The following is a 15,827-nucleotide window of genomic DNA, read 5'->3' on the forward strand; positions in this document are numbered from 1 at the left end:
CAAAGAACACGCGCTCACCGCAGTTACGTCAGCTTTTCGGCTGATTACTTCCGGGGCTTGTGTTGCCAGGCTCGTTCCGGCTTGTTTTCCGGCCCGTGTCGCTCTGACTTGGAGAACATTACATGGGGGTGTTTCGATCTCCAAATCGGGGGGTCACTTAGGCCTCTGCACCACCGTTGACCTGCGTGTTCTCGACCTGGAAGACCGGATGGCGCGAAGCCTCGGCCTCGAACGCCGAGACCGGGTCGCCGACGCGTGCGTCGAAGAAAGACCTAGTCACGGGCTCCTTCACGACATAAGCCGCCAGTACGGGCGCCGCAACGGCCGCGGAAACCTCCGTCAAACGAACCTGACGTGACCTACGTCCCCTTCGCACGACCGCCGAGCCGGCCGCCCGTGCGTTGCGCACCCAGTCGCGGACCCCGTACGGCGCGACGAACCACTCCTGGTCGTCGAAGCGCATCAGACGGATGGGGATCGTCCGCTCCGCACCACTGTGGCGTCCGCGGATGGACAGCAGCACGTAGTGAGAGGGCGCGATGCCGAGCTTGACGGCGCCACCGATGACGACGTTGCCGACGCGGCGGATGAGGGTCGAGCGGTAGGTCTTGGCCACAACGTCAATCATGGACCCCGTGTACGACGTGCTCGTGATCGGCGGTGGCCCGGCAGGCCGTGCGCTCGCCCGCGCGTGCGCACACGAAGGACTCCACACGGCGATCGTCGACCGCCACCCCCACCGCATCTACACGGCGACCTATGGCGCGTGGGCCGACGAACTCCCGCCCCACACATCCACCAAGACACGAAGCACGACCGTGAGGGCTTACGCGCGCGAAGAACACCTGATCCCGCGCACCTACGTCGTCCTCGACAACGCCCAACTACACCAACTGCCGGAACAAGTAGAGATCCTCAAGGCACCAACAGAGGCGCGCTACACCTTCAACGCCACAGGCGCACGCAAGGGCCGTGCCGAGCAAACGGCCGTGGGCACGGTCATCGAGTCGGACAACACCGATACGACGCTGATGGACTGGCGCAACGGCGACACGTTCCTCTACACGGTCCCGCTAGGCGACAACCGGACGCTCGTGGAAGAGACCTGCCTGGCAAGGCGCCCAGGCATGCCACTCAGCGAGCTCAGAAGAAGGCTCCACTCACGGCTGGAACCAGGCTCGCAAGAGGAGCGCGTCCGCTTCCCCCTTGACGCACCACGAGCGCCCAACGCGTTCGGCGCAGCAGCAGGGTTCATCCACCCGGCCACGGGCTACAGCGTCGCCACTTCGCTGCAACTCGCCCCGAAAGTCGCCCAGGCCATCAAGGCCGGCGAGAACCCAGAACACGTCATCTGGTCGCGAAAAGCCCGGACAGTGCATGCGCTGAGGCGATTCGGGCTGGCAGCGCTGCTGCGCATGGACGCGGAACAGACCAGGGACTTCTTCGAGCTGTTCTTCCGGCTCGACCCGGACCTGCAACGCGCCTACCTCTCCGGCCGCGAGGACGTACGCGGTACGACGGCCGCGATGGCGAAACTGTTCCGAGCGGCACCGTGGCGCCTTCGCGCCAAGATGATGAACACCTGGTGAACGCCCTTGGTGCAGGTCAATCGCACCGGCACGATCTGAGACGTGCCCGCATTGCTGGATGACGTCAGGTTCGCCTTCCAGCCGCTGTTCAACCTGAACACCGGGGGCGTCGTCGCGGTGGAGGCTCTGGCCCGGCCGCACGACGGCAGCGTGCAGGATCTCCTCCAGGCCGCCTTCCAGGCCGGACTGCTGGCGAACGCCGACGTCGGACTCGCCTGCCGCGCCATCCGCTCCGCGGCCGACTTCGACCTGATGCTGCCGTTGCACGTGAACCTGCTCGCGATCACCGTCGCGGACAAGCCGGAGATCATGAGCCCGCTCTACGGCGCGCTCAGGGACGCCGGCCGCTCCCCCGACAGCATCGTGATCGAGATCGGCGAGCCGTACTCACGCGCTAACCGCGCCCGTCTCGCGCGTGGGATGCAGACGCTGCGGAACAACGGCTTCCGGATCGCGCTCGACTGCGTGGGCGAGGGCGACGTGCCGCTCAGCCTGCTGACCAGCGCAGCGCCGGACTACGTGAAGCTCGACCGCGAGATCGTCCGCACGTTGCCCGGCGACGCAGCGCGCGGCGCGCTCGTCAAGTCGTTGGTGCACCTCGGCGAGTACACGGGCGGTCAGGTCGTGGCCGAGGGCGTGGAGACCGACGCGGAACTGACGTACCTGCGCAAGCTGGGAGTGGGGTACGCGCAGGGCAAGCTGCTCGCACCTCCGCAGCGAAGACCGGCTGTGAACGCCCGCATCGCCCCCGAGGCCGTCACGGAGACCGGGGAGATCCGCCGCCACAACACTGGTCCCCGGATCACCGCCTTCCTGCACCCCGCCACGACGTTGCCCGAACACGCCACCAGCGAAGAGGTGCGCGAGGTCCTGGCGGGCCAGCCGTCGGTCACCGGCGTGGTGCTGGTGGACGACGAGGGCCGCCCCAAGTGGTCCGTGGACCGCAACAGGTTCCTGCTCGCGGTCACCGGGCCGTACGGACACGCTCTGCACGCCAAACGGGAAGCCGCACGGCTCGCGGACAAGCCTCACATCATCGGCACCGAGTCGTCGGCGCTCGACCTCCTCGACGTGGTGGCGAGCGCGAACCGTGAGCGCACCAACGACGACCTCATCGTCGTGGACCACAACGAGCGGTGCATGGGCGTCGTGCGCGTGGCGGACGTCGTGCGCGGCGTCGCCGAGCTGAAGGTCGAGCAGGCGGCCGCGCTGAGCCCGCTCACGAGGCTCCCCGGCAGCGACGCGATCTCCACGGAGGTCGACCGGCGCATCGGGCTCGGCGAGATCTTCGCGGTGTCCTGGCTGGACGTCGACAGCTTCAAGCTGGTGAACGACACGGTCGGGTTCGCGGCAGGCGACGACCTGATCCGCGAGATAGGGCACGACCTGGCGGACCTCGCGCACGTGTTCCAGGGTGTGCAGGTCGGCCACGTCGGTGGTGACGACTTCCTGATTCTCGCCGGGCTGGACGAAACGGTGCCGCTGAGTGCTCGTTTGCTGGACAAGCCGTACACGGCAGAAGGACGACACATCACCCTCTCTCTTGCGACCCTTATCTGTGCACCGGGGTCAGTGGGGTCGTACCGCGAGGTGTCACGGTTGCTGGCACCCGTCAAGGAGCACGCGAAGTCGCTAGCCGGGTCGAGCTGGGTCATGGGCCGGCCGGGCACCGATCGACGCGACGTGCTGAGGGGTGTCGCGCAACGCGCCGTGAGCTGAAGTACAACCGAACGCCTCCTGTGCGACGACCTGATCACTCATAGCATCGAGGTCGTTACTCAGCGCACAGGAGGTTCGGCGTGCAGGTCGGCAGCAGAACTCAATCGGTACCCGCGCAACGCACGAGCATGGACGGCCTCCTCACCGTTGGGGTGGAAGAAGAATTCGTTCTCGTCGAGTCCTCGACCGGGCACTTGGCCAACCGTGCCAACGAGGTTCTCGCCGGAGCCGACCGCTACCAGGTCGACCTGCAGCAGGAAATCGCGCAGTACCAGGTGGAATCGGCGAGCGGCATCTGCACCGACATGAGCGAGCTGCGCGACGAACTGGCTGTCGCGCGCCGGGCGTTGATCGAACGGGCGGCGCGGCACGACGCTCGCCTTGCCGCCACAGGAACTCCCGTGCTGGGCCTGACGATGCCGACGCCGTTGACGAACTCCCCGCGCTACCACCGGATGGCGCAGGAGATGGGAGCGCTCACCAACGACCTCGCGATCTGCGGCTGCCACGTGCACGTCGGGCTGCCCGACGACGAGTCGAAGATCTTCGTGAGCAACCACCTGCGGCCGTGGTTGCCGACCTTGCTGGCGCTGGGCGCGAACTCGCCGTACTGGCTCGACGCCGACACGGGCTACGCGAGCTGGCGCTACGTCGTCTGGAACCGTTGGCCCACTTCGGGTGCGCCTCCCCACTTCGACTCCGCGGCCGAGTACTACGCGGCTCGGGAGGAGATCGTCGCGAGCGGCGCGGCGATGGACGCCGGGATGCTCTACTGGGACGTCCGGCTCTCCGCGCGCCATCCCACGCTCGAGCTCCGTGTCTCGGACGTCGCACCGACCGTCGAGGAAGCCGTTCTGATGGCCGCTCTGGTGCGCGGAATCGCCGCCACCGCACTGAGTTCCGGTGCCGCGCCCGCACCGATCCCCCCGCACCTGCTGAAGGTCGCGTTGTGGCGGGCCGCGCGCGATGGCCTGGAGGGCTTCGGCATCGACCCGGTGACCGGCTCGCCCACGCCCGCGTCCACGATCGCGGCGTCGATGCTGAGGTGGATCCGGCCGGCGCTGGAGTTCTCCGGCGACTACGAGATGGTGAGCGACGGCATCGACCGGTTGCTGCTCGACGGCACGGGTGCGGCCCGGCAGCGGAGGGCGTTCGCTCGTCGCGGCAGGCTCGACGACGTGGTGGGATTCCTCGTCGCACAGACTGCGCCGGTCTGACGTTCACTCGATCGGGTACATCTTCAGTCGGCTTGGTGTGCCTCCAAGCCTGGATCCGGTAGTTAGTCCCCGTGGCCACCCCCGTCTGGGCACCGGGAGTGAACGGTCCGGAGAAACCCAACACCGCACGCGTCAGGGACTACTGGCTCGGCGGCACCCACAACACGGAGGCCGACCAGGAACTGGCGGCCCATCTCGTGTCCGCGGCACCGCATCTGCCGTACCTGTGCCGCACGCACCGCTCGTTCCTGGGCAGAGTCGTGCAGCGGCTGAGCGCGCTGGGGATCCGGCAGTTCCTCGACCTCGGTTCCGGCCTGCCGACCGCGGACAACGTGCACCTCGTCGCGCCCGACGCGCGCGTGGTTTACGTGGAGATCGACCCGGCGGTGGCGAGCGAGGGCCGTGAGCTCGTCGCGCGCAACCCGCGGGTCTCGTACCTCTGCGCGGATCTCTGCCAGCCGGAGAAGGTGCTGGAGTCGGCGGAGGTCCGCACGACGCTGGACCTGTCCGAGCCGGTCGCCGTGCTGGTGCTGGACGTGCTGCACTTCGTCCCTGACGAGGCCGAGCCGCACAAGGTGCTGGCCAAGTACATGGACGCGTTGGTGCCCGGCAGCTGTCTCGGGCTGTCGCACACGTGCCGCGACCCGTTCATGCTGGCCGCGGTGGGGCTTTTCGGTGCCATGTACGAGGATCAGCCGCTGCCGGCGTTCACGTTCCGGTACCCGGAGCAGGTCGTGCAGTTCTTCGACGGCATGGAGATCCTGGAGCCGGGCGTGGTGCCGATTCCGTTGTGGGACCCGGATCCCGACGAGATCGAGGACCGCAACCCGGAGAACTTCCAGGGATGCGGCGGGCTGGCGCGCAAGATCTGAGCCTTGTCTAGGCGAGCAGGGGAATCGCGGCCAGCACGATCGTCGACACCACCGCCATCGACATGCCGTACCGCAGCTGCTGTCTGGCGGTCGGGAGATCTCTGGCGAGCAGGAACGCCGAGCACGCGGCCACGCCCACCGCTGCCCACATCCACCCGAACCTGAACCACAGCCCGCCGCCGACCAGCAGCAAGCCGCCGACGGTGAGCTGGGTGGTCGCGTTGATCGCATGTCTTGTGCCGTAGACGACCGCGGGCGTGTTCGAACCGACCCTGGCGTCGCCGGCGCGGTCCGGCACGGCCCACCACAGCGCCCGGCCGGTCGCCAGTGCCGCGACACCGGAGAAGACGAGCCACACCGCCGGGTCCGCCTGCCCGCCGGCTGCCGCATAAGCCGTGACGCTCGGCAGCAGCCCCGCCGCGATCGCGAGCACGACCGGGCCGGAATAGCCGCGGCGTTTCAACCTGATCGGTTCGAGGTTGTACGCCAGGTACAGCGCCAGGATCAGGCCGACGCCGACCGCCACGCGCCACGACACGGCGATCGCCAGCGCCTCTGCGAAGATCATCTCGAAGATCGCCAGTGCGAGGACCTTCCGCGCGCCGATCTCCTGGACCGCCTGCGCCAGATGGCGTTTCTCAGCGGTGTGGATGTCGTTGCGGATGTCGGCGTAGGCGTTGAGCGGGTTGCCGGAGATGATCGCGACGAAGTTGGCGAGCACCGCGATGATCACGGCGAGGTCGAATCTCGTCGCGTAGCAGGCACCCCAGGCGGCGCAGCACGCGTAGTGCACGCCGAAGGGGTGTTCCAGGCGGTGGAGGTAGGTCAGCGCCGGCACGTGGCCACCATCGCGAGGCTCGGCGGAGGCGCCATCGCGGCGCCCCGCAGCTGGGGTGTGCAGTGGGTGCTGTTGAGCCGGATTCTCCGGTGCCGCAGCAACGCCCTGACGATCGTGCGGATTTCCGTGAGTGCCAGGTCTTTGCCCGGGCAGTGCCGGACTCCCCCGCCGAACGGGAAGAACGCGCCGGGCGGCGGCTGGCTCCTGGTCGGGTCGAACGTGTGCGGGCGGTCGTAGGTGGCGGCGCGGCGGTGGGCGAGGTAGATGCTCGGGGTGATCACCATGCCGTCGTCGCTCATCCGGTTGCCCGCGAGCGCGGCCGGTGGGGAGAGCCTCAGCGACTCCATGATCGTGGCTTCGAGCAGGTCCAGGTCCAGGTCCGGGTTCAGGTCCGGGTTCCGGTCGAGCCAGTACAGGGTCCAGGCGGTGGCGCTCGCGGTCGTCTCGTGGCCCGCGAAGAGGAGTGAGACGACCTGGTCGCGCAGGTCTTCGCCGGGCAGGTAGGCGGCCAGTGCCGGTGGTTCGGCGGTTCTGGCTCTGTGCAGGAGCATTCGGTCGAGGTGCGGGTCGAATCTCGTGGTGCCCGGCGTCAGGTATCTGTGGGCGAGGGTGCGGACCCGGCTGTTCAGTCTGCGGTCCAGCCAGCGGGTGAACGCTTGGAGCAGCTCCTCGTCGTCGACGCCGAAGACGATGCGGCCGATGATTCTCAGGGTGAGTCTTCTGGTCCAGTTCGGCAGGCTCACCGGGTCGCTCGGCAGTTCGGCGATCGAGCGCTCGACCATCTCGTCGATGAGTGCCTGGTATCTGTTGCCGCGCAACATGGGTGCGAGGGTGCGGCGGTATCTCGTGTGCTCCTCACCGTCGAGCCAGAGCACGGATCTGGTGCCCAGCAACGGGCTCAGCGTGCGGCTCGGCGGGTGGTGCAGCTCGCGGTCGTGGCGGAAGAGCGCGGCGATGACGTCCGGGTGCCAGACGAGCCAGCGCTTGTCCCTCAGCTTGACCATGCCGTCCTCGAAGTCCTGCAGTGAGTCGAGGAACGGGATCAGGTGCAGTGCGAACCGCAGCTCGGTCCGGTTCATCGGCACACCGCGCAGGCGAGGTGGAGTGCTGCCATGCCTTCAGCTCTGACGATTCGCGTCGGGGTGTAGAGGTCCTTGTCGTGCCACAGCGGTGGGTGCTCCCGGTCGCCCCAGTCGTGCATGAACCTCGCGCCGCGGGTGATGGCTGTGGTGACCGGTTTTCGGGAGTGCGACAGGATTCTGATGGCGTAGGCCGTCTCCTCGTAGGTGCCTTCCCATCTGCCCCACGAGCCGTCGGTTCGTTGCGTCCGCAGCACCCAGTCGACCGCCTTCTCGTTGCCTTGCAGGGCATTCGTCACGCACGCGGTCGCGTAGTAGGGCGAGGCGTGCCACTTGTCGCGCCAGCAGCCTTCTGGTTCCTGCATGTCCCGCAGCCACTCCTCCAGTTTTTCGTCTTGTTCGAGGGCCTGGAGGGCGTGGGCGTTCGTGCTGGTGGACGGGGTGCGTTCGTGCGGGAAGCAGGCGAAGTGGCGGGCTTCCCGGTAGCGGTTGAGCACCTCGGTCGGTCGCGGGCTGCCGCACAACGCGAGGGCGTGCAGTGCGGTCGCGGTGTCGTCGGCGTCGGCGGGGAGCCCTGGTCCGCCTGCCGCGCCCTCCTCGGTGAGCTCGATCTGCTCGATCATGGGATCGGGGACGTCGAGGCCGGCGGACTTGAGGGCGACGATGATCCAGGAACGTTCGAAGAGCGGGACCGGAACGCCTGCCGGGACCGGTCCGCCGTGTCTTCTCTGGACGGCTTCGAGGTAGTCCAGGCTCTGGCTCCTGGTTGGTCTCCGCAGCTGAGTGGCGGTCGCGGCGGGGCTGGCGGCGACGATGCCGTTCGTGGTCTTGACCTCGGGGCGGGGGCCGAAGATTTCGAGGGTGTGCCAGAGCTTCTCGGGCAGCGGGCGGTGTCTGAGGGCGTGCAGCGGGCGCGGGTCGAGCGGAGTGCGCAGGCCGAGTCTCTCGGCGAGCGCGGGCACGATGAGCTCGACGGCCACCGTGTCCGGCAGTTTGAGCGGCCGTCTGAGCAGCTTTCTGAGTGCCTCGAAGCCTTTGCGCGCCGCCGGGTGGCGTTGGAGTGCGTCCACCGCGCTCAGCGTCGGGACCAGCGCGTACTCGCCGGGTCCGCCCCACGTGCCGTCGGAGTTCTGGGTGTCGATGAGGTAGCGGATTCTGGCGTGGTGGCCTTCGAGCCACGGTGCCAGCGCGACGAGTCTGCCGGTCTCGTACACCGACGGTGTAACACCGCTCCAGGGATCGTCGGTCAGTTCCGCTAACAGGTTCATCGCGGCCCCCGGAGATAGCAACTGCGTAACCGTAGGACCACAGAGAGTAGCACTTTGGACCATTGAGCCCGCAAGCGTCTAGGCCGTTCAGAGGACCACCCTGCAGAGTGGTTTAGCCAGGCGGATCCTGGGAGACATGACCACAGCGCGCGAGATCATGCACCCAGGAGTGCAGTGCGTGGACGAGGACGCCAGTTTGCTGGACGCCGCCCGCATGATGCGGGACCTCGACGTCGGCTCCCTGCCGATCTGCGGCAAGGACGACCGGCTGCACGGAATCATCACCGATCGCGACATCGTGATCAGGGCCGTCGCCGCGGGCATGGACCCGGCGACGACCCGCGCCGGCGAGTTCGGCGGCCACGTCCACTGGGTGGACGCTTCGGACTCCCTGGCACACGTGCTGGAAACCATGGGAGACAACCAGATCCGGCGGTTGCCGGTGATCGACGACCACCGGCTGGTCGGGATGGTGTCCGAGGCGGACCTCGCGCGGCACCTGCCGGAGGACCAGCTGGCGTTGTTCGTGGAACGGGTCTACGCCTGACGACCGTGTTCCAGGTAGCGGGTCTCGCCTGACTCCCGGGCTTGCAGCGCTTGACGGACGCGCCGTGCGAGCCTGGGGATCAGGCGGTCCGGCACCTGGTCTGGACTCACGAACTCGCAGGACCTGAGTTCCGCTGCTTGGAGGCTTATCCCGGCCGGGTCGGTGATCAGGCCGCCTTCGAAGACGAACAGGATCCGGTCGTCGTCCTGTCGTGGTGCCCAGTCGACGACGAGCAGCCTGCCGGGTTCTCTGATGAGACCGAGCTCTTCCTCGATCTCGCGCCTGCAGGCTTCGCGCGGGGTCTCGCCCCGCTCGATCACACCGCCCGGGATCTCCCAGTGCGGTTTGTAGTTGGGTTCGACGAGCAGGAGACGGCCCTCGTCGTCGAAGAAGAGGGCGCCGGCCGCGGAGATCGGTCTGCTGCTGTGATCCACAGCTCCTTTGTACGCGGGCGTTCAGCTCCACGGCGCGAAGTACCGGTGACCTCCGCAGCTCGGCTGCGAGGCGTGCATGAAGCAGACCTGGACCTCGATGTTCTGGGGCCTCCTGATGGGCAGCGCTCCCGAGCTGAACGGTCCAGCGTTGTCGCAGTGACTTGCCGGTGACGACTTCCACCGCTCGTCCATGAGGCTGTACTCGAGCTTGATGTCGCGACGCGACCCGCCGCAGTTCGAGCGGAGGTCACCGGTGACCTTGTAGGTGTCGTCCGACATGCGCCACACGGCACCCTTGAACGTCACGTTCTGCTCGCCCCACCAGTGCTGGGTGGAGAACTCGATTAGCCGCTCGACCTCGGGCCCGGCTTGGGCGGGCCCGCCCCAGAGCATCAGGGCCGTCGTCGCCAGCAGTGCCGTTGAGGTCCGCATGCGCTTGGACGTTAGAAACCAAACGGCTCAACCACCAGTTCCCAGGAGGCCCTTCACTCGAAGGTGGGGCTTGGTCGTCCGGCCAGGTTTCGAACCTGGGACCCTCTGTTTGTAAGACAGATGCTCTTCCGCTGAGCTACCGGACGGTGGTCGTCCCGCCAGGACTTGAACCTGGGACCTACCGCGTATCAGACGGACGCTCTCTCCAGCTGAGCTACGGGACGACAGTGGAAGACGAGGGTGTCGAACCCTCCAGGGCGATCTTGCAAGGATCACCTGCGCGCCGGCGCGTCCCCCGTCGATGTTCAGTTGTCGAGTGCCCTCACCAGGATTCGAACCTGGACTGGACGCGTTCTGAGCGCGTTGCCTCTCCCGTTGGGCTACAAGGGCGTGCGGATCCGGGGAGTCGAACCCCGACTGTCATGGCCCTCAACCATGTGCCTCTACCAGTTGGGCTAGTGGCGTGGCCCCTAGATCCACTTCGTCGCGAGCGGCCGGAGGGCATCGAACCCTCTGCTTCGGTTTGGAAGACCGACGTGTCCGCCGAGTTCACCACGACCGCATTGCGGTATTCAGTTGTGCGGCACCGACGGAAGGAGTCGAACCCTCGGGAAACGGGTTTGGAATCCGTTCCGCTTCCAAAGCTCGTCGGCATTGTTGGGCAGGGCAAAACAAAAGCCGCCTGGGATTCTCCCTGGCGGCTCCGAGGTCAGGACCTGCTACGAGGTCATGGCCTGGAACCCCACGCCAGCACCAGAAGGCAACCGGCGAGGAAGGCGAGAATTCGCCATCCCGCGAGCTGAGCCTTGGCGAGCATGTCTTCCTCCGGTTGATCTCTGTCGTTCGTGATGGGAACAAGTTAAGCGACGGCCACGAGAGCCCGCAACACATTTAATGGAGCTCTGCGCCACGTTCCAGATAGTGGATTCATTCGATGGGGACCAGGGGATCTCAGCCCTGGATCACGGCGTCACAGGATGGTGGCTGTCGCGGCCTCCATGCGGAGCGACTGGGCAGTCGTGCCCGCCTGCCTGCACTGGTCAGCACCGACGCAGTCGTACCGCTGCCACCCGCAGGCGAAGTCAGCCGACCGGATGATGGAGCTCGGCCGCGCGGGCCGCACCGAACTGCGCCGTGAGCGCTTCGTTGATCACCTGGTCGGCGGTGACGCCCTTCTTGGCGGCCACTTGCTCGATCACCGCGGTCGCGTACTCGGTCATCGCGGTGGGGTCGGCCTTCCACTCGCCGCCCTCACGGGCTGCAGGACACGGCGAACAACGCCAGCACAGCCAGGACCAGTGGTTTCACCGGCGGAGCGTAGCGCGCGCACCTGCCCCACAACGCCAAAACGGCGCGCACCCGGTGGATGCGCGCCGTTAGGCGAACGAGAACGTCAGACGGTGAAACCGAGCGCGCGCAACTGCTCGCGGCCGTCGTCAGTGATCTTCTCCGGGCCCCACGGCGGCATCCACACCCAGTTGATGCGGAAGTCCGACACCAGGCCACCGCCCCCGCCGCCGGTCAGGGCCGCTCGGGTCTGGTCCTCGATGACATCGGTCAGCGGGCAGGCCGCGGACGTCAGCGTCATGTCGATGGTGGCGACGTTCTTCTCGTCGACGTGGATGTCGTAGACGAGACCCAGGTCGACGACGTTGATGCCGAGCTCCGGGTCGACGACGTCGCGCATCGCCTCTTCGACGTCGTCCAGTGCGGCGACGTCCAGTCCGGCGACGTCAGCCTTGGGCTCGTAGACCGGCATGCCTTCGGCGCCCCGGACTACCTCTTCAGAACCGGTGCTCATGCTGCTCCCTGGCTTCGTGCTACTGCGTCTTTGAAGGCCATCCAGCCCAGCAGCGCGCACTTCACGCGCGCCGGGTACTTCGCGACGCCGGCGAAGGCGATGCCGTCCTCCAGGACGTCCTCGTCCGGCTCGATCTGGCCGCGGCCCTGCATCAGCTCGACGAACGCGTCCAGCTTCTTGAAGGCCTCGGGTACCGGCTTACCCACGACGAGGTCTGTCAACACCGACGTGGAGGCCTGGCTGATCGAGCAGCCCTGGCCGTCGTACGAGACGTCCCGCACCACGTCGTCGACCACGTGCACGCGCAACGTGACCTCGTCGCCGCAGGTCGGGTTGACCTGGAACGACTCCGCGTCGAACGGGTCGCGCAGGCCTCGGCCGTGCGGGTTCTTGTAGTGGTCCAGGATGATCTCCTGGTACATCTGCTGCAGCTGCATCAGGCAACCCCGAAGAACTTCTGCGCCTCGCGGACGCCGTCGACCAGTGCGTCGACCTCGTCCAGCGTGTTGTACAGGTAGAACGTCGCGCGCACCGACGACTGGGCGTTCAGGCAGCGGTGCAGCGGCCACGCACAGTGGTGGCCCACGCGGACGGCGATGCCCAGGCTGTCGAGCACCTGGCCGGCGTCGTGCGGGTGGACGCCCTCGATCTCGAACGGCACTGCGCCGCCCCGGTCGACGGCGTCGGCGGGACCGATCAGCCGGACACCCTTGATGCCCGAAAGACCTTCAAGCGCGGCAACGGTCAGCGCGTGCTCGTGCGCGTGGATCCGTTCCATGCCGACGACGGACAGGTAGTCCACCGCGGCACCCAGGCCCACGGCCTGGGACGTCATCGGCGAACCGGCCTCGAACCGCTGCGGCGGCGGCGCGAACGTCGAGCCCTCCATCTTCACCAGCTCGATCATCGAGCCGCCGGTGATGAAGGGGGGCAACGCTTCCAGTAGCTCACGACGTCCATAGAGGACACCGATGCCGGACGGGCCGAGCATCTTGTGGCCGGAGAACGACGCGAAGTCGACGCCCAGCGCGCGGAAGTCGACCGGGCCGTGCGGAACCGACTGGCACGCGTCCAGCACCGTCAGAGCGCCAACGCGTTGAGCCGCCGCGACCAGCACGTCGACCGGGTTGATCACGCCGGTCACGTTCGACTGGTGCGTGAACGCCACGACCTTGGTGCGCGGGGTGATCACACTGTCCACATCGGACAGGTCGAGACGACCGTCCGGCGTGAGCTTGAACCACTTGAGCGTCGCACCGGTCCGGGCAGCGAGCTGCTGCCACGGAACGAGGTTCGCGTGGTGCTCCATCTCGGTCACGACGATCTCGTCGCCGGGACCCACGACGAAACGCGCGGCCTCGGGACCCGAGGTGGCGGCGTTGCCCATCGCGTACGCCACGAGGTTGAAGCCCTCGGTGGCGTTCTTGGTGAACACCAGCTCACCGAAGTCGGCGCCGACGAAGTCCGCGATGCGCTGACGCGCACCCTCGTACGCGTCGGTCGCCTCTTCAGCCAGCTGGTGGGCACCCCGGTGGACCGCCGCGTTGGCGGTCTGCAGGAATGCCTTCTCCGCGTCCAGAACCTGCGTCGGGCGTTGCGAGGTGGCGCCGGAGTCCAGGTAGACCAGGCGCTTCCCGTCACGAACGGTGCGAGACAGGATGGGGAAGTCCGCCCTCAGGGCGATTACATCCAGTGGTGCTGCGGTGGTGGTCACAGCGCCTCCTCTCAACACCTTCAACGCTAGGAAATGGCTGCGGCTTCCGACTTTCCGGTGTACTTCACGTAACCCTCGGACTCGAGCTGGTCGGCGAGCTCGCGGCCACCGGACTCGACGATCCGGCCGTTCGCGAACACGTGCACGAAGTCCGGCTCGATGTACTTGAGGATCCGGGTGTAGTGCGTGATCAGCATGACGCCGACCTCACCGGAGGCCTTGTAGCGGTTGACGCCCTCGGACACGACGCGCAGCGCGTCGACGTCCAGACCGGAGTCGGTCTCGTCGAGGATCGCGACCTTCGGCTGGAGCAGGCCCAGCTGAAGGATCTCGTGGCGCTTCTTCTCACCGCCGGAGAAGCCCTCGTTCACCGAACGCTCGGCGAACGCCGGGTCGATGTCGAGGTCGGCCATCGCACCCTTGACCTCCTTCACCCAGTGGCGGAGGTTCGGGGCCTCGCCGCGGACGGCGGTGGCGGCGGTGCGCAGGAAGTTCGACATCGAGACGCCGGGAACCTCGACCGGGTACTGCATGGCGAGGAACAGGCCCGCGCGGGCGCGCTCGTCGACGGACATCTCCAGAACGTCCTCGCCGTCGAGCGTGACGGTGCCCGAGGTGATCGTGTACTTCGGGTGACCGGCGATCGCGTAGGACAGCGTGGACTTGCCGGAGCCGTTGGGGCCCATGATGGCGTGGGTCTCGCCGGCCTTGATCGTCAGGTCGACGCCCTTGAGGATCTCCTTGGGAGCGTCCTCGCTGACGACCGAGACGTGCAGGTCCTTGATCTCAAGGGTGGCCATGACTTGCCGTTCTCCTGGTGCCAATAAAACTAGCGCTGTGCTAGAAGTCAGTTCGTGGTGACGGTGACGTCGACGAAGACGTCGCCATCACGGATGTCGACGGCGTAGACGTCGACCGGTTCGGTGGCGGGCGGCGAGGAGGGCTTGCCGGTCTCCAGGTCGAAGCACGACCCGTGCAACCAGCACTCGATCCCCTTGCGGGAGACCTCGCCCTCGCCCAACGACACCGCCGCGTGTGAGCATTCGTCCGCCAGCGCGTGCACCCGCTCGCCGTCCCGCACCAGAACGACAGCGACGTCGTCGATCTCGGTCTGAAACGGCTTGCGGTTGTCCAACGAGGACAGTGCACACACGCGAATCACGCCCCGACCGCCTCGAGCTCAGCCTCGATGGCGGCCTCGAGGCGCTCGCGCACCTCGGGAACGGCGATCTTCGCGATCAGCTCCTGGAAGAAGCCGCGCACGACGAGACGACGTGCCTGCTCCTCCGGGATGCCGCGCGCCTGCAGGTAGAACAGCTGCTCGTCGTCGAACCGGCCGGTGGCGCTGGCGTGGCCCGCACCCTCGATCTCGCCGGTCTCGATCTCCAGGTTCGGCACCGAGTCGGCGCGCGCGCCGTCGGTGAGCACCAGGTTGCGGTTGAGCTCGAACGTCTCGGTGCCCTCGGCCGCCACGCGGATCAGCACGTCGCCGATCCACACGGTGTGCGCACCCTCGCCCTGCAGCGCGCCCTTGTACGTGACGTTGCTGCGGCAGTTCGGCTGCGAGTGGTCGATGAACGGCCGGTGCTCCTGGTGCTGACCCGCGTCCGCGAAGTACAGGCCCTGCAGCTCGGCGTCGCCGCCGCGGCCCGCGTACTGCACGACCGGCGTGATGCGCACGGCGTCGCCGCCCAGCGTCACGACCGTGTGCTTGATCGACGCGTCACGGCCGAGCTTCACGTGGTGCTGCGAGACGTGCACGGCGTCGTCGGCCCAGTCGTGGATCGCGATCACCTGGAGGTGCGCGCCGTCCGCGACGAGGATCTCGACGTTCTCCGCGTACGCACCGGAACCGCGGTAGTCCAGGACCACCGTGCCCTCGGCGAACTGCGCCGCCTTCACGAGGATGTGGCCGTACGCAACGGTTCCGGAGCCCGCGCCGGTCACCGTGACGGTGGTCGGCTCGGACTTCGCGTCACCGGGCAGCGTGACCACGGTGGCCGAAGCGAAGGACGTGTACGCCTGCGCCGCGATGCGGTCGCCGGGCACACCGGCCTTGCCGAGGCGGTCGTCGTCACGACCGACCGTCTCGACGGTGACACCGGAGGCGGCGTTCACCTCAACGGCAGCGGAACCCGTTGCCGCAGCGCCGGAGTGCAGACCGGCAAGACGCTTGAGAGGTGTGAAGCGCCAGATCTCCTCACGGCCGCCCGGCACCTCGAACGCGTTCACGTCGTAGGACGTGAAGTGCTCCGCGCGCGAGGCGACCGGGACGACGGCACCGTGGGAGTGAGGTTGAGTCGACAGGGCGGCCATG

Annotated in this window: 18 protein-coding genes and 4 tRNA genes; 5 read left to right on the plus strand and 17 right to left on the minus strand. The window is 67.4% G+C overall.

Going from position 1 to position 15,827, the window contains the following annotated elements; translation table 11 throughout:
* Positions 1 to 157: 157 nt before the first annotated feature.
* Positions 158 to 628, minus strand: coding sequence for a nitroreductase/quinone reductase family protein (locus UK23_RS23390; protein WP_045313754.1), 471 nt, complete (start codon positions 626 to 628; stop codon positions 158 to 160).
* Between UK23_RS23390 and UK23_RS23395 the strand changes: the two genes are divergently transcribed.
* The 4 genes from UK23_RS23395 to UK23_RS23410 all read left to right on the plus strand — a co-directional run bounded on the left by UK23_RS23395 (position 627) and on the right by UK23_RS23410 (position 5,397).
* Positions 627 to 1,589: a lycopene cyclase family protein gene (locus UK23_RS23395; RefSeq protein WP_045313755.1), complete on the plus strand. Its 963-nt coding sequence runs from the start codon at positions 627 to 629 to the stop codon at positions 1,587 to 1,589. The genes UK23_RS23390 and UK23_RS23395 overlap by 2 nt on opposite strands.
* Positions 1,590 to 1,631: 42 nt before the next feature.
* Positions 1,632 to 3,308, plus strand: a complete 1,677-nt coding sequence (locus UK23_RS23400) for a GGDEF domain-containing protein (RefSeq protein ID WP_045313756.1) — start codon at positions 1,632 to 1,634, stop codon at positions 3,306 to 3,308.
* Positions 3,309 to 3,436: 128 nt separating this feature from the next.
* Positions 3,437 to 4,525, plus strand: a complete 1,089-nt coding sequence (locus UK23_RS23405) for a carboxylate-amine ligase (RefSeq protein WP_045313757.1) — start codon at positions 3,437 to 3,439, stop codon at positions 4,523 to 4,525.
* A 71-nt stretch (positions 4,526 to 4,596) separates the two neighbouring features.
* A complete protein-coding gene (locus UK23_RS23410) occupies positions 4,597 to 5,397 on the plus strand; it encodes an SAM-dependent methyltransferase (protein WP_045313758.1) in 801 nt (266 codons plus the stop codon).
* A 7-nt stretch (positions 5,398 to 5,404) separates the two neighbouring features.
* Here UK23_RS23410 and UK23_RS23415 read toward each other — a convergent pair whose 3' ends face one another.
* From UK23_RS23415 to UK23_RS23425, 3 genes are read right to left on the minus strand one after another with little or no spacing between them, the layout of a single operon-like run.
* A complete protein-coding gene (locus UK23_RS23415) occupies positions 5,405 to 6,235 on the minus strand; it encodes a UbiA prenyltransferase family protein (RefSeq protein ID WP_045313759.1) in 831 nt (276 codons plus the stop codon).
* Entirely contained in the window at positions 6,223 to 7,314 is a 1,092-nt protein-coding gene (locus UK23_RS23420; protein ID WP_045313787.1) for a cytochrome P450, read from the minus strand. The genes UK23_RS23415 and UK23_RS23420 overlap by 13 nt, the downstream gene beginning before the upstream one ends.
* Positions 7,311 to 8,582 carry a prenyltransferase/squalene oxidase repeat-containing protein gene (locus tag UK23_RS23425; RefSeq protein ID WP_045313760.1) on the minus strand — a complete coding sequence of 424 codons (1,272 nt, stop codon included), beginning with the start codon at positions 8,580 to 8,582 and terminating at the stop codon, positions 7,311 to 7,313. Before UK23_RS23425 ends, UK23_RS23420 begins: the two co-directional genes overlap by 4 nt.
* A gap of 136 nt (positions 8,583 to 8,718) precedes the next feature.
* Here UK23_RS23425 and UK23_RS23430 point away from each other — a divergent pair, with 136 nt between their 5' ends.
* Positions 8,719 to 9,129 carry a CBS domain-containing protein gene (locus UK23_RS23430; protein WP_045313761.1) on the plus strand — a complete coding sequence of 137 codons (411 nt, stop codon included), beginning with the start codon at positions 8,719 to 8,721 and terminating at the stop codon, positions 9,127 to 9,129.
* Here UK23_RS23430 and UK23_RS23435 read toward each other — a convergent pair.
* The 13 genes from UK23_RS23435 to sufD all read right to left on the minus strand — a co-directional run bounded on the left by UK23_RS23435 (position 9,120) and on the right by sufD (position 15,826).
* Entirely contained in the window at positions 9,120 to 9,563 is a 444-nt protein-coding gene (locus UK23_RS23435) for an NUDIX domain-containing protein (protein ID WP_045313762.1), read from the minus strand. The genes UK23_RS23430 and UK23_RS23435 overlap by 10 nt on opposite strands.
* Before the next feature lie 21 nt (positions 9,564 to 9,584).
* Positions 9,585 to 9,995 carry a hypothetical protein gene (locus UK23_RS23440; RefSeq protein WP_045313763.1) on the minus strand — a complete coding sequence of 137 codons (411 nt, stop codon included), beginning with the start codon at positions 9,993 to 9,995 and terminating at the stop codon, positions 9,585 to 9,587.
* A gap of 71 nt (positions 9,996 to 10,066) precedes the next feature.
* Positions 10,067 to 10,141, minus strand: a tRNA-Val gene (locus UK23_RS23445).
* 1 nt (position 10,142) lies between these two features.
* Positions 10,143 to 10,219, minus strand: a tRNA-Ile gene (locus tag UK23_RS23450).
* Between the two features lie 93 nt (positions 10,220 to 10,312).
* Positions 10,313 to 10,385 (minus strand) — tRNA-Leu (locus UK23_RS23455).
* 99 nt (positions 10,386 to 10,484) lie between these two features.
* A tRNA-Gly gene (locus UK23_RS23460) sits at positions 10,485 to 10,557 on the minus strand.
* Positions 10,558 to 11,077: 520 nt separating this feature from the next.
* Complete coding sequence (locus tag UK23_RS51840; RefSeq protein ID WP_156213326.1) at positions 11,078 to 11,215, minus strand: hypothetical protein; 138 nt, start codon at positions 11,213 to 11,215, stop codon at positions 11,078 to 11,080.
* Positions 11,216 to 11,388: 173 nt separating this feature from the next.
* A complete protein-coding gene (locus tag UK23_RS23465) occupies positions 11,389 to 11,754 on the minus strand; it encodes a metal-sulfur cluster assembly factor (RefSeq protein WP_045313788.1) in 366 nt (121 codons plus the stop codon).
* Positions 11,755 to 11,792: 38 nt separating this feature from the next.
* Positions 11,793 to 12,233, minus strand: a complete 441-nt coding sequence (gene sufU, locus UK23_RS23470) for a Fe-S cluster assembly sulfur transfer protein SufU (protein ID WP_045313764.1) — start codon at positions 12,231 to 12,233, stop codon at positions 11,793 to 11,795.
* Entirely contained in the window at positions 12,233 to 13,510 is a 1,278-nt protein-coding gene (locus UK23_RS23475; RefSeq protein ID WP_045313765.1) for a cysteine desulfurase, read from the minus strand. Before UK23_RS23475 ends, sufU begins: the two co-directional genes overlap by 1 nt.
* 26 nt (positions 13,511 to 13,536) lie before the next feature.
* On the minus strand, positions 13,537 to 14,310 hold the full coding sequence (gene sufC, locus UK23_RS23480) for a Fe-S cluster assembly ATPase SufC (RefSeq protein WP_045313766.1): 774 nt from the start codon (positions 14,308 to 14,310) through the stop codon (positions 13,537 to 13,539).
* Positions 14,311 to 14,357: 47 nt separating this feature from the next.
* Complete coding sequence (locus UK23_RS23485; protein WP_045313767.1) at positions 14,358 to 14,672, minus strand: non-heme iron oxygenase ferredoxin subunit; 315 nt, start codon at positions 14,670 to 14,672, stop codon at positions 14,358 to 14,360.
* Positions 14,669 to 15,826, minus strand: a complete 1,158-nt coding sequence (sufD, locus tag UK23_RS23490; RefSeq protein WP_045313768.1) for a Fe-S cluster assembly protein SufD — start codon at positions 15,824 to 15,826, stop codon at positions 14,669 to 14,671. Before sufD ends, UK23_RS23485 begins: the two co-directional genes overlap by 4 nt.
* Between the last annotated feature and the right edge of the window lies 1 nt (position 15,827).

The organism is Lentzea aerocolonigenes, from assembly GCF_000955955.1.
Classification (GTDB): domain Bacteria; phylum Actinomycetota; class Actinomycetes; order Mycobacteriales; family Pseudonocardiaceae; genus Lentzea; species Lentzea aerocolonigenes_A.

What these genes read in the sequence shown, in the direction of transcription:
- UK23_RS23395 (WP_045313755.1), top strand. Translation starts at nt 627, where the DNA reads ATGGACCCCGTGTACGACGTGCTCGTGATCGGCGGTGGCCCGGCAGGC.
- UK23_RS23430 (WP_045313761.1), top strand. Translation starts at nt 8,719, where the DNA reads ATGACCACAGCGCGCGAGATCATGCACCCAGGAGTGCAGTGCGTGGAC.
- sufU (WP_045313764.1), bottom strand. Translation starts at nt 12,233, where the DNA reads ATGCAGCTGCAGCAGATGTACCAGGAGATCATCCTGGACCACTACAAG.
- sufD (WP_045313768.1), bottom strand. Translation starts at nt 15,826, where the DNA reads ATGGCCGCCCTGTCGACTCAACCTCACTCCCACGGTGCCGTCGTCCCG.
- UK23_RS23425 (WP_045313760.1), bottom strand. Translation starts at nt 8,582, where the DNA reads ATGAACCTGTTAGCGGAACTGACCGACGATCCCTGGAGCGGTGTTACA.
- UK23_RS23405 (WP_045313757.1), top strand. Translation starts at nt 3,437, where the DNA reads ATGGACGGCCTCCTCACCGTTGGGGTGGAAGAAGAATTCGTTCTCGTC.
- UK23_RS23465 (WP_045313788.1), bottom strand. Translation starts at nt 11,754, where the DNA reads ATGCCGGTCTACGAGCCCAAGGCTGACGTCGCCGGACTGGACGTCGCC.
- UK23_RS23390 (WP_045313754.1), bottom strand. Translation starts at nt 628, where the DNA reads ATGATTGACGTTGTGGCCAAGACCTACCGCTCGACCCTCATCCGCCGC.
- sufC (WP_045313766.1), bottom strand. Translation starts at nt 14,310, where the DNA reads ATGGCCACCCTTGAGATCAAGGACCTGCACGTCTCGGTCGTCAGCGAG.
- UK23_RS51840 (WP_156213326.1), bottom strand. Translation starts at nt 11,215, where the DNA reads ATGACCGAGTACGCGACCGCGGTGATCGAGCAAGTGGCCGCCAAGAAG.
- UK23_RS23440 (WP_045313763.1), bottom strand. Translation starts at nt 9,995, where the DNA reads ATGCGGACCTCAACGGCACTGCTGGCGACGACGGCCCTGATGCTCTGG.
- UK23_RS23420 (WP_045313787.1), bottom strand. Translation starts at nt 7,314, where the DNA reads ATGAACCGGACCGAGCTGCGGTTCGCACTGCACCTGATCCCGTTCCTC.